The following is a 12328-nucleotide window of genomic DNA, read 5'->3' as shown; positions in this document are numbered from 1 at the left end:
GTGTTGACCCAGCCGCTCGCGATGGCCCGGACCCGCCTCCTGCACCGCCTGAAACGCCTGTCCGACCGCGATGCGCTGCACACGCTCGCGATCGCGGCAGCCGCCTGCTTGCTGAGTTTTGGCCTGGTCTATGTGGGCTATGTCGTTCATGTATTGCGGGTTGCGCGCAACGCGCCCTGCGTGCCCGTGCGCGGCGAGTGCGTGCTGGTGTTCGGCAAGCATTCGCCGCAGGGCCGGCTGGACGCGGATTTCCAGGCGCGGTTGTCGCGGGCGGCGACGCTGTGGATCTCGCATGCGCCGGGCAGCGTGCTGTTGCTGGGGGGCGGTCCGGCCGGCAAACCGACCGAAGCTGCGCTGGCCCGGGATGCCCTGCACGCGCTCGGCGTGCCCGTGGATGCACCGCTGGTCCTCGAGGACGCCTCACGCGACACCCTGCAGAACCTGCGCAACGCGCGCAGCCTGCTCGCTGCCGTCGCAGTCGATCCCGAGGCGCCGGCGCGCCAGGTCACGTTGCTCAGCAGTCGCTACCACCTCGCGCGCTGTGCCCTGTTCGCACGCGGACTCGGCCTGCACTGGGAACTGTGCGCGGCCGAACCGGCGCTGTCCTGGCGCCCCGGCTCGCTGTGGCGCATCGCCGGCGAGGCCGCCTACGTCTGCTGGCTCGACATCGGCATGCGCTGGGCGCGACTGATCGGGCATCGACGGTTGATGGACCGGATCAGCTGAACATCGACCGTGGGTCGGGATGCGCCCCGCCCCGGCGGGGCAGGGCGCACCGGATCGATCAACGGCGCTGCTGCGCGGGGATGAACACCGTCTCCACCGCTTCGGCCAGCTGGTCCGGCGGCAGCAGGCCCTGATCGAGCAGAAAGTTGTTGAACGCGCGGCGGTCGAACTTCGCACCCAGCGCCAGCTCGGTGCGCATGCGCAGTTCGAGGATGCGGGTGTAGCCGTAGAAGTAGCTCGTCGCCTGGCCCGGTGCGTTGAAGGTGTAGCGGTCCAGCTCCTGGCGCGCCATGGCCGGCGAGAGCATCACTTCTTCGGTCAGCACGCGGCCGGCCCGTTCGCGGTCGATCATGCCGAGATTGAGCATCGGGTCGAGCATCGCGCGCGCGGCGCGCAGCAAGCGGAACTGCAGGGCGATCAGCTGGCCGTCGAGCGGCTCATAGGGCACCAGTTCGGCTTCGGCATACAGCGCCCAGCCTTCGACGTTGACCGAGTTGAACGCGAACATCGAGCGGGCCAGCGAAACGCCGCGTTCGACCATCGCGGTGAACTGCAGCTCGTGTCCGGGACGGCCTTCGTGCGCTGACAGCGTCCAGCGCACGGCGTCGAAGTTGAAGTCGTCGTAAGCCGCGTCGTCGCCGGTGCCGCCGGGATTGCCCACCGGCAGCACGAACGTGCCCTGCTGGCCGGTGTTGCCGACCAGCGGCGCCGGGCGGAAATGCGGCGCGGGCTGCGCGGCCGATTCGGCGTCCGAACCCAGGCGCATCTGCATCTCGCGCTGCGGCACGTCGACGATGTCCTCGCGCTCGATGATCGGATCGATCGCGTCGATGACCTCGCGGTAGCTCGCCTCCAGACGCGCGTTCGGAATCGTGTCGCGCTTGAGCGCGGTGATGACACCGCGGTAGTCGGTCACGTCGATGCCGTTCTCTTTCGCGACCAGCGGCGCAAGCTGCTGCATCTGCGCGCGGATTTCCATGAAGGCCAGCTGCGCGCGCTGCATCAGCAGTTGCGGGTCGACATCGGTGCCGTACTGCTTGAGCCCGAACGCATAGAGTTCCGGCGGCAGGCGCGTGTCTTCGCGCGCCTTCGGCAGCACGGTGGTGCGGGTCCAGTCGGCGTAGGCGGTGATCTCCTGCGCGATCGCTTCAAGTGCAGGTTCGGCGCCCTCGATCTCGTATTCCTCGAAGAGCTTGCGGATGCCGGCGATGTAGGTATCGGCGCTGTCGAGCGCGCGCTGCACCTCAAGCTTCGTGGGCTGCAGCAGGTCCGGATTCGGCAGGCGCTCTTCGTAGCGCTGGCGGGCGAGGGTGGTGATCGGTGTGCTGCCTTCGGTGAGGCCGGCATAGCGCTGCAGACGGGCGAGCGCATGCACGCGCCGCTCGGCCGGCGTCTGTGACGACAGCAGGCCGTTGATACCACCGAAGATCAACTGCGGCGCATCGGTCCACGGCAGCAGGTAGCGCTCGCCGAGCGTGCTGCCTTCGATGCTCTGGTCGATGCTGGACAGCAGGATTTCGAGATCCTGGCGCACGTTGGCATCGCGCTCGAGTTCGAGCTGCGTCTGCAGCTTGGCGCGCGCCGCGGTCATCGCGTCGCGATAGCGGCGGTCGTTGTCGGGGCCGAAATCTGCGACCCGGTCGTCGTAGCCCGGAATGCCGAAGAAGCCTGCGGATTCGGGCTGGAACGGCGCCTGGGCATCGATCAGGATCTGCGCGAGCTCGTTGCTGCGCGTGACCCAGGCCGGCGATGCGGACTGCGACGCGGCGACGGCGGCCTTGGCGTCATCGGTGTGGGCGAGGGCCGTGAGTGGCGCGGCAAGGGACAGGGCGATCGCAAGGACAAGCGGTTTCATGGCAGCACCAGCGGCAAGGACGAACGCCGACCGTAGGCGCTCGCGTGCGTGCCGGCAATGGCCGGAGGTCACGGCACCGGCAAGGCGTGGTGTTCGACCGGCGTATCCGCTTCGGCGATCGTGATGATGTGCTCCAGATCGTTGTCGCCCGGCACGTACAGCAGCGACTCCCAGGTCCATGCACCCAGCCGACGATCGGCCGTGGCGATGAGGCGACCTTCACCGCGCGGGCCTTCGATGCCGATCACCAGGTCCGCGCGGCCCGAGCCGCCGCCGTCGGTCGAGGTGCTGACCGAGCCCATCGGCATGAAGCCGGGCGTGATCGGCGTGCCGATCGTCGCGACGAGTTTCGGATGCGCGCGGGCGCGTGCCATCGCGTCGGCGTAGACATCCGAGCGCACCATCGAGCCGCGGATCGCGAACAGCACGATCGCGACGAACGCCGCCACCAGTGCGACGAACGTGACCACGACGACCGGCAACGCCCACTTCCAGTTGCGCTGCCACCAGCCACGCGGCGGTGGCGGCACAGGCGCGGGACGCGGCGGCAGTGGGGGCGGACTCGTGGACATGCGTGTGCCTTCGGCGGGTGCGGTCAGGGCGCCAGGCAACGCCCGAGAAACGCCTCGCTGGTGCGATAGCGATGCAACGCGTCGCGTCCACGCAGGCCGTGCTTGGCGCCCGGATACGTCATCAGTTCGAACGGCGTGCCGGCCTGCTGCAACTGGCTCATCAGCTGCGTGGCATTGGTGAACAGCACGTTGTCGTCGGCCATGCCGTGGATCAGCAGCAGCGCGTTCGGCTTGATGTTGTCGGCGTGGGTGAACACGCTGGCCTCGCGGTAGCCGTCGACGTTGGCCTTCGGCAGATTCATGTAGCGCTCGGTGTAGTGCGTGTCGTAGAGCGCCCAGTCGGCGACCGGGGCGCCGGCGATGCCGCAGGCGTACGCCTCTGGCGCTTTCGCCAGCAGCATCAGCGTCATGTAACCGCCGTTCGACCAGCCGTTGACCGCGATGCGGTCGCCGTCGACCCACGACTGCGACTTCAACCATTCGACGCCGCGCAGCTGGTCTTCGACTTCGACCGTGCCCTGGCGCTCGTACAGCGCGCCGACGAAGTCACGGCCGCGACGCGGGGTGCCGCGGTTGTCCAGCGAAAACACCACGTAGCCCTGCTGCGCCAGGTACTGGTGGAAGCTCGCATCCGCGCGACCGGGCCAGGTGTCGAGTACGGTCTGCGCGGCCGGGCCGCCGTAGACGAACACGACCACCGGATGCGGCTTGGTTTCGTCGAAATCCGCTGGCTTGATCAGCGAGTAGTGCAGCGGCGTGCGGCCGTCGGCGGCGGTCAGCGTGCCGAACTCGGTCGGACGATGCGCGGCCAGGAACGGCGCGTAGGGATGATCGGCCGCGGCGAGATCGTTCTCGACCAGCGTCGCGAGTTGTGTGCCGTCGGCGCGGTGCAGCGCGATCTGCGGCGGCGTGGTCGTGTTCGACCAGCTGTCGACGTAGACCGACGCATTGCGCGCGAAGCTCGCGCCATGCATGCCGGGCTCACGCGACAGTGCGGTGTAGGCACGCTTGCCGTCGAGGCCGACGCTGTAGAGCCGTGACTCCGTCGCGCGCGGCAGCGCCTTGCCGTCTTCGAGTGCCATACCGGCGCGGAAGTAGGCCAGGCCCGTCGTGGCATCGACCGCCAGCAGTTCGTCGACCGGCCAATCGCCCTGCGTGAGCTGGGTCATGCGGCGCCCGTCTTCGGACGCGAGATACAGATGCTGGAAGCCGTCGCGCTCGGACGACCACACGAAGCGGCCGTCTTCGAGGAAACGCAGGCTGTCGTGCAGCGGCACCCAGGTGCGGCCGCGTTCGGTGACCAGCGTGCGTTGCGCGCCGGTGGCGAGCGTGGTCTCGATGAGTTCGAGCGTCTGCTGGTCGCGCGACTGGCGCTGGAAGGTCAGACGCTGCGCATCGCGCCACTGCACGCGGGCGAGATAGATGTCGGTGTTCTTGCCGAGATCGACGTCCGTCACCGCGCCGCCCTGCGGGGCGACGACGTGCAGGGTGACGCGCACGTTGTCGTCGCCGGCAGCCGGATAACGCTGCTCGACGACTTCGGTGCGATCGGGATACACCTCGTAACGCTTCTGCACCGGCACCGGCGATTCGTCGATGCGCGCGTACGCGATGCCGCTGTCGTCCGGCGCCCACCAGTAGCCGGTGTGGCGGTTCATTTCCTCGTCGGCGACGAACTCGGCAACGCCGTTGCCGATCACCTCGCTGCCGTCGGTCGTCAGCTGGCGCTCGGTGCCGCTGGCGAGATCGATCACCCACAGATTGCGTGCGCGCACGAAGCTGACGAAGCCGCCACGCGGCGACACCTTCGGGTCGGTCGCGAAGCCGCCGCCGTCGGTGAGCTGGCGCACCGCCTCGGAACCGGTCTTCGACAGGTCGTACAGATACAGCTCACCGCCTAGCGGAAACAGCAGACGCTGTGCATCCGGCGCCCACTGGTAATCGACGATGCCCGACTGGCCCGCGATGCGCTGACGCTCGCGACGCGCCTTCTCGGCATCGCTGAGTGTTTCCTCGCCCGGCAGCACGACCTTCGAATCGACCAGCATCCGCGTCTGCCTGCTGGCGATGTCGTATTCCCACAGGTCCAGCTGGTTGCGGTTCTCGTCCTTGCCGCGCAGGAAGGTCACACGCGAGCCATCCGGCGCGACCTGCGGCTTCATCAGCGTCGGCCCCGACAGCGGCGCATCGCCGGTGATGGCTTCGAGCGTGAGACCACCGGCGGCGGGCGGCGTGGCGGCAAGGGCGGAGGAGGTGGCGATCATCAGGGCGGCAGCGGCAAGTACGGAGCGCATGGCGGGTCCATTGGAGCGAGGCGCCCAGTGTATCGGGTGGGCGGACCGCGCTCCGGTGACGCTCAGTCCGCGCAGGCCTCGTGGCGCGTCGTGCTGTCCGACCAGCCCCACATGCGATGCACCTGCGGCTGGAAGGTGTGCAGTACATGGCCGCACGTGCTCGTCGTGACCGGTGGCAGACATGCGCCCTGCGCGCCGTCGGCGGCGATGTACCAGACCGCGCGATCGGGCGCTGTCGTGACGTGCGCCAGCGTGAGCAGCTCGGCCGCCACGTCGGGTGCCGCGGTGCGTTGCCAGTCATCGCCGGCGAGTGCATCGCAGCGGTCGGTGTCGGCGGTCACGGGTGTAGGGGTTGTGGCGCATGCGGCGAGCAGACAGGCCGCAGTTGAAAGCACGATCGTTCGCATCGGACGTCATCCTTGATCCGGAATGGCGTTCGATCCTACGCAACCGCGCGCGGCGGTGTAGACCGCCACGCGCATCGACGCCTCAGCGACGCCCCTGCCCGAACAGCAGCCTCTTCTCCTCGTCGCTCATGGTCTTGCCCGCATCAGGGTTGACCTCCAGCGCCTTGGCATACGCGCGCGCCGTTGCAGGGCGCGCCTGGATCGCAGCGTGCCAGCGCTGGACTTCCGGATAGGGCGTCATGTCGATCGGCGCCTTGTCGTAGACGCCGATCCACGGATACGTCGCCATGTCGGCGATCGAATACGCGTCGCCGGCGATGAAGTCGCGACCCTTCAGATGCGTGTCGAGCACCTGCAGCAGGCGGTTGGACTCGTTGGTGTAGCGCTCGATCGCGTAGGGAATCTTCTCCGGCGCGTAGACGTTGAAGTGGCCGTACTGCCCGGTCATGGGCCCCAGGCCGGCCATCTGCCAGAACAGCCATTCCAGCGTCTCGATGCGCACGCGCGGATCGGTCGACAGGAACTGTCCGGACTTCTCCGCCAGATACAGCAGGATCGCGCCGGATTCGAACACGGTCTGTGGATCGCCGCCGTCGGCCGGGGCGCGGTCGATGATCGCCGGCATCTTGTTGTTCGGCGAAAACGCCAGGTACTCCGGTTTGAACTGGTCGCCCTTGCCGATGTTGACCGGGTGAATCGTGTAGTCGAGGCCGGACTCTTCGAGGAATAGGGTGATCTTGTGGCCGTTGGGGGTGGGCCAGTAATGCAGGTCGATCATGGGAAGGACGCTCCGCGGGACAGGTGCATCGAGTCTAGGCGGACGCTCGTGGAGTGGCGTGGATACGGGGCGCACGCTGCGTTGCGGTGGAGGGGCTTGGGACGCGGATATGACGACGCCGCCCGGAGGGGCGGCGTCGGTGAGGAACGAAGCCCTCCCCCGCCAGCGGGGGAGGGTTGGGTGGGGGCGAACGCTGATGCAAACTCGGTTCAGGATCCAGGCAGCTTTTTGTCTGCTTGCGAGCCAGGTTTTCCGGCGAGCGGATCGTTTGCCCCCATCCCAGCCTTCCCCCGCGAGCGGGGGAAGGAGTGGATCGCTTCAGCGCTTATTGCGTCTTGCAGTCGAGCTTGTGCGTCGCTTCGGTGCCGATGCGGATGTCGGCCAGGCCCAGGGTCAGGCCGGCCGGCGCACGGATCGCGAACGGGGTGCTGACGCGGGCGGCGTCGAGGCCGGCGACGGTCAGGCACTTCAGCGGCACGCCGGCGGTGATCCACTCGCCGCGTGGCAGCGTGGCCAACCATGGACCGATCGACAGTTCGGCCTTGCAGTCTTCGCCGCAGTCCGCGTACAGCACGGTGTCGCCCGCGGCCGGCAATGCATCGATGCGCAGCGTCGCCAGCAGCAGCGAGTCGCCGTTGGTCTCGCGGCTCAGATCGAACGGCGAGTGCGACAGCAGCTCGGCGGTGGCATTGCCGGTCCAGGTCAGCAGGCGCGCGCCTTCCTGGGTCTGGTAGTCGACCGCGGCCAGCGTGAGCGTGCCGTCCGGCGTGATGACGCGCGGGTGCAGCACGTCGGCCCCACGTCCGTCCGCGCCGGTGACCACCAAGCGAATACCGGGACCCGGCACGCCCTTGGCGAAGTAGCCTGCATCCTTGCCGTCTTCGGCGCTGACACCGGCGTCTTCCGGCAGTGCGGCCAGGTTGCCGTCATCGGCGTAGGTCAGGCCGTGGCCGAACGCGAACAGCGGGTCGTAACCGTCCATGCCGACATTGTTGACGTACTGGTCGGCGCGGCGCGGCCACGAGAAGCTCAGCTTGCCCTTGAAGTCGTGCTGCGGCTGACCATCGGCGCCGCGCAGCAGCACGTCGGCGATGCCCGCACCCTCCGAGCCCGGCAGCCACGCGGCGACGAATGCGTTGGACGCGTTGATCTCGCGGTTGACCCACAACGGGCGGCCGCTGAGGAAGACCGAGATCACTGGAATGCCGTCGGCGCGCAGGCGCTTGACCAGTTCCAGGTCGGCGTCGTCGCCGGGCTTGTACAGCAGGTTCGGCAGATCGCCGAGGAACTCGGCATACGGATCCTCACCGAACACCACGATCGCCACGTCCGGCTTCTGCCGGTACGTGCCGTCGATTGCGAGCTGCGCGCTGCCGCCGGCGGCCGTGACTTGCGTGCGGATGCCGTCCCAGATGCTGTCGGCATTCGGATAGTCGGCGCGCTTGGTGCCGGTGCCCTGCCAGTTGAGTGTCCAGCCGCCGGACTGCTTGCCCAGATCATCAGCGCCGTCGCCGGCCACCAGCACCTTCTGGTTTGGCGCCAGCGGCAGCACGCCGTCCTGGTTCTTCAGCAGCACCAGCGATTCGCGCACCGCGCGACGTGCGACGTCGCGATGTTCCGGCGCACCGAGCAGTTCGAACTTGCCGCCGAGCGCACGCTCCGACGGCTTGGGCGCATCGAACAGGCCCATGCGGAACTTGACCCGCAGGATGCGGCGCACCGCATCGTCGAGACGCGCCATCGGGAGCTCGCCCGACTGCACGTGCTTGACGGTGCTGTCATAGAGGCCGCGCCAGCTGTCGGGCGCCATCGCCATGTCGAGTCCGGCATTGAACGTCGCCGCGCAATCGGTGGTGGTGCAGCCGGGGAGCTGGCCGTGGCCGTTCCAGTCACCGACGACAAAACCGCCGAAATTCATGCGGTCCTTGAGCACGTCGGTCAGCAGGGCCTTGTGCCCGTGCATGCGCTGGCCGTGCACGCTGTTGAACGAGGCCATGACCGCCTGCGCACCGGCGGCGATCGCCGGCGGATAGCCCGCGCCGTGGATGTCGCGCAACTGCGCTTCGGTGACCGCGGTTTCGCCCTGGTCCTTGCCGCCGGCGGTGCCGCCGTCGCCGAGGTAATGCTTCACCGACACCATGACGTGGTGATCGTCGAGGAAATCCGGCGAGCCGGCCTTGCCCTGCATGCCTTCGACGACCGCCGGCGCGAATGCGGCGACGATGTCGGGCGATTCCGAATAGCCCTCGTAGGTGCGGCCCCATCGATCGTCCTGCGGCACGGCGACGGTCGGTGCGAACGCCCACTCCATCCCGGTGGTACGGGTTTCGATCGCGGTGACGCGGCCGATCTCGCGCATCAGCTCGGCATTGCGCGTCGCGCCCAGGCCGATGTTGTGCGGGAACAGGGTCGCGCCGACGATGTTGCTCTGGCCGTGCACCGCGTCGATGCCGAAGATCACAGGAATCGCCTTGCCGCCGCCGGCGGTGTCCATCGAGGCTTCCCAGAATGCATCGGCCAGCTTCAGCCACTCGGCCGGCGCCGCGTCGTAACGGCCGCCCGGATCGGAGTTGCCGCCGGCGAGGATGGAGCCGAGCCGGTACTTGCGCAGGTCTTCGGGGGTGATGTCGGCGATGTCGCCTTGCACGATCTGGCCGACCTTCTCCTCGACGGTCATCGTCGCCATCAGGTCGGTGATCTTCTGCTCGAGCGCGGGATCTTCGGCCAGCGGCCAGGCGGTCTCGGGCCAGTTGGCCGGATCGATCGCGCCGGCATCGGCGGTGTTCGCCGTCGCGGGCGCTGGTGTGGCGCCTGGGGCGGGCGCTTCGTCACGCGCGCAAGCGCCAAGGACCAGCGCGGCGAGCATCGCGGGCAACAGTGCGCGACGGAAGGAGCGATATGCGGGGCGATGCGACTGGATCATCGAAGGGCTCCGGAGCAGGAGAGTGCGACCGGAGCCGCGGGTGGAACGGACGCCATGCTGCGGGGCAGCGATGACAGCGTTGTCAGACTTTGTCTAGCATAGCGGCCGACAGGCCTCCGGGCTTGCTGCACAGCATCATCGACGTGCACGGCACGTAGTGCATTGTGTGCTCTGGCAGAATGCGCCACCGGGAAGACGATGGCCGGATTGAACAGCATGCGTGTGCGGATCGAGGATGTCGCCGAGGCGGCGGGCGTGTCGATGAAGACGGTGTCGCGCGTGCTCAACAACGAGCCCAATGTCTCCGAGCGCACGCGTGTGGCGGTCGAGGCGGCCGTCGAGAAATTGCAGTACCGGCCGCTGGCCTCGGCGCGGCTGCTCGCCGGCCGCCGGTCCTATCTCGTGGCGATGCTCTACGACAATCCGTCGAGCAACTACCTCATGGAAGTCGAACTCGGCGTGCTCGATGCCTGCCAGTCGCAGCATTACAACCTGATGCTCGCGCCGGTGGACTACACGGCCAAGGACATTGTCGCCAAGGTCGAGTCGATGATCGTGCAGTCGCAGCTCGACGGCGTGGTGCTGACACCACCGATCACCGACGACGCCAAGCTGCTCGCGCGTCTCGACGAGATGGGCATTCCATTCGCGAGCGTATCGGCGCAGGAGCAGAACCGGCGCATCGGCGCGGTGGTCGACGAACGCAGCGCCGCGCGCGACGTCGTGCTGCATCTGGCTGATCTCGGGCATCGCCGTATCGCCCATATCAAGGGCCATCCTGCGCACGGCGCCAGTCGCTGGCGTCTGGCGGGCTATCGCGACGGGCTCAAGCAGGCGGGTCTCGATTACGACGCCTCGCTGGTCGTCGCCGGCAAGTTCTTCTACGAATCCGGTTTCGATGCGACCAACACCTTGCTCGATCTGCCCAATCCGCCGACCGCGGTCTTCGCCGCCAACGACGACATGGCCGCCGGTGCGATCTGCGCGATCTGCGAGCGCGGCCTGTCGGTGCCGAAGGACGTCTCGGTCTGCGGTTTCGACGACATGCCGATCGCGCGCCACATCTATCCTTCGCTGACCACCGTGCGCCAGCCCAGCCGTGAGATGGGCCGGCTGGCCGGTCTCGAACTGCTCAAGGCGATCCGCGACAGCGGCGCCGGCAAGACGCTGGAATTGCCCTACGCATTGCAGGTGCGCAAGTCGACGGGACCGGTGCGCGTCTGAGTCCACTGACGTGGCGGTCCAGCCGGTCTCAGGGTTTCGGCGCGGGGGCGTAACGGCGCATGTACGCCATATGCGCGGGCAACTGGTCCGTCGTCGCGCGGGCCTGCGTGCGAATGTCGTCGAGGAACCGCGTCAGATCCTCGGGGGCCATGACGTCGGCGGTCGGGTGGTAGCGCTTTGGCACGACGCCTTGCCCCATCATCACCTGGATCCACGAGTTCTCGCCGAACAGCTCGCCGGGCACATGGAAGACACTTCCGGTTTCGCGGAAAAGTTCGATGCGATGCCGCAGCGTCGGCGGAATCTCTATCTGCGTGATCGCGCGCCAGTACGGCGTGTCGTCGCGCCGGGTGAGGTGGTAGTGCATCACCACGAAGTCGCGGACGTGCTGCAGTTCTTCGGCCAGGCGCGCGTTGTATTCGTCCACCGCGACCCGGGTGATCGTCTGCGGAAACGCCTTGACCAGATGCAGGATGCCGCGCTGAATCAGGTGGATCGTGGTCGATTCGAGTGGTTCCACGAAGCTGCCGGCCAGGCCCAGTGCGACGCAGTTCCTGTGCCAGGCTTTCTGCCGCTGTCCGGGCCGGAAGCGGATCGGCCACGGATCACGCATCACCTCGCCCTCGAGGCTGGACAGGAACTCGTGCTTGGCCTCGTCGTCGGCCATGTGCCGGCTGGAATAGACGATGCCGTTGCCCACGCGGTGCTGCAGTGGAATCCGCCACTGCCAGCCGGCTCCGCCGGCGATCGCCCGCGTATACGGCACGGCGTCGCGCACGGCGGTGGTCTGTGTGGCCAGCGCGCTGTCATTGAACAGCCAGTGCGACCAATCGTCGTAACCGACGTTGAGCGTGCGTCCGATCAGCAGCGCGCGGAAGCCGGTGCAGTCGATGAACAGATCGCCCTCGATCTCGTCGCCGTTCTCCAGGCGCAGCGCGGTGATGTCGCCCGACGTCGCATCGGTGCGGACTTCCACGATCTTGCCCTCGACGCGTCGCGCACCATGGCGCGCACTGAACTCGCGTAGGAACCGCGCGTAGTGCGCGGCGTCCATGTGGTAGGCGTAGTTGATGCCGTTCCGGGGCAGATGCGCGAAGCGGTCCTCCAGCCCGGCCAGCAGTTCGACGCAATAGTCCTCGTAACCGCTGGCGATGCCTAGCTCACGACCGCGCAGCCAGAAATGCTGGAATCCCGCCGACCAGTGGTCGCGGCCCGAGGTGCCGAAGGAATGGATGTAGCGATGGCCGGGCTCCAGCCAGTTCTCAAACGAGATGCCAAGTTTGATCGTGCCCTGCACGGCGGACATGAAGGCCTGCTCCTCGATCTCGAGCAGGCGATGGAACGTCACCAGAGTGGGAATGGTCGCCTCGCCGACGCCGACCGTCCCAATCTCCTCGGATTCAACCAGAGTGACCTCGATGGCGCGACCGAGCACCTTGGACAGGGCCGCGGCGGCCATCCAGCCTGCGGTGCCGCCGCCGGCGATGACCACGCGCCGCACGGGTGCGCGTGAGGAAGGTTCGACATCGCGCATCGTCATGGTGTCCCC

General features: G+C 67.8%; 9 protein-coding genes. 2 read left to right on the top strand and 7 right to left on the bottom strand.

Annotation, left to right across the window (positions count from 1 at the left end; translation table 11 throughout):
• Positions 1-21 precede the first annotated feature (21 nt).
• The gene (locus tag ACZ9YD_RS10465) at positions 22-726 is read left to right on the top strand and encodes a YdcF family protein (RefSeq protein WP_465075152.1); all 705 of its coding nucleotides are present in this window, start codon (positions 22-24) and stop codon (positions 724-726) included.
• A 58-nt stretch (positions 727-784) separates the two neighbouring features.
• Here the strand turns inward: ACZ9YD_RS10465 and ACZ9YD_RS10460 are convergent, their stop codons facing one another.
• The 6 genes from ACZ9YD_RS10460 to ACZ9YD_RS10435 form a co-directional block, all read right to left on the bottom strand.
• Entirely contained in the window at positions 785-2581 is a 1797-nt protein-coding gene (locus ACZ9YD_RS10460) for a DUF885 domain-containing protein (RefSeq protein WP_465075151.1), read from the bottom strand.
• A 68-nt stretch (positions 2582-2649) separates the two neighbouring features.
• A complete protein-coding gene (locus tag ACZ9YD_RS10455; RefSeq protein ID WP_465075150.1) occupies positions 2650-3153 on the bottom strand; it encodes a cytochrome c oxidase assembly factor Coa1 family protein in 504 nt (167 codons plus the stop codon).
• 23 nt (positions 3154-3176) lie between these two features.
• Positions 3177-5447 (bottom strand): S9 family peptidase, encoded by a 2271-nt coding sequence (locus ACZ9YD_RS10450; protein ID WP_465075149.1) that lies wholly within the window; start codon positions 5445-5447, stop codon positions 3177-3179.
• Positions 5448-5509: 62 nt separating this feature from the next.
• Positions 5510-5788, bottom strand: coding sequence for a hypothetical protein (locus ACZ9YD_RS10445; protein WP_465075148.1), 279 nt, complete (start codon positions 5786-5788; stop codon positions 5510-5512).
• Positions 5789-5936: 148 nt separating this feature from the next.
• On the bottom strand, positions 5937-6632 hold the full coding sequence (locus ACZ9YD_RS10440) for a glutathione binding-like protein (RefSeq protein WP_465075147.1): 696 nt from the start codon (positions 6630-6632) through the stop codon (positions 5937-5939).
• Between the two features lie 325 nt (positions 6633-6957).
• A complete protein-coding gene (locus tag ACZ9YD_RS10435; RefSeq protein WP_465075146.1) occupies positions 6958-9555 on the bottom strand; it encodes a glycoside hydrolase family 3 protein in 2598 nt (865 codons plus the stop codon).
• A 198-nt stretch (positions 9556-9753) separates the two neighbouring features.
• Here ACZ9YD_RS10435 and ACZ9YD_RS10430 point away from each other — a divergent pair, with 198 nt between their 5' ends.
• On the top strand, positions 9754-10779 hold the full coding sequence (locus ACZ9YD_RS10430) for a LacI family DNA-binding transcriptional regulator (RefSeq protein ID WP_465075145.1): 1026 nt from the start codon (positions 9754-9756) through the stop codon (positions 10777-10779).
• Positions 10780-10807: 28 nt separating this feature from the next.
• Here the strand turns inward: ACZ9YD_RS10430 and ACZ9YD_RS10425 are convergent, their stop codons facing one another.
• Positions 10808-12313, bottom strand: coding sequence for a tryptophan halogenase family protein (locus tag ACZ9YD_RS10425; protein ID WP_465075530.1), 1506 nt, complete (start codon positions 12311-12313; stop codon positions 10808-10810).
• Positions 12314-12328 lie beyond the last annotated feature (15 nt).

This window comes from Luteimonas sp. AC640a, assembly GCF_979256585.1.
The sequence above is the reverse complement of the archived record's forward strand: the minus strand, read 5'-3'. Positions and strand labels throughout refer to the sequence as shown.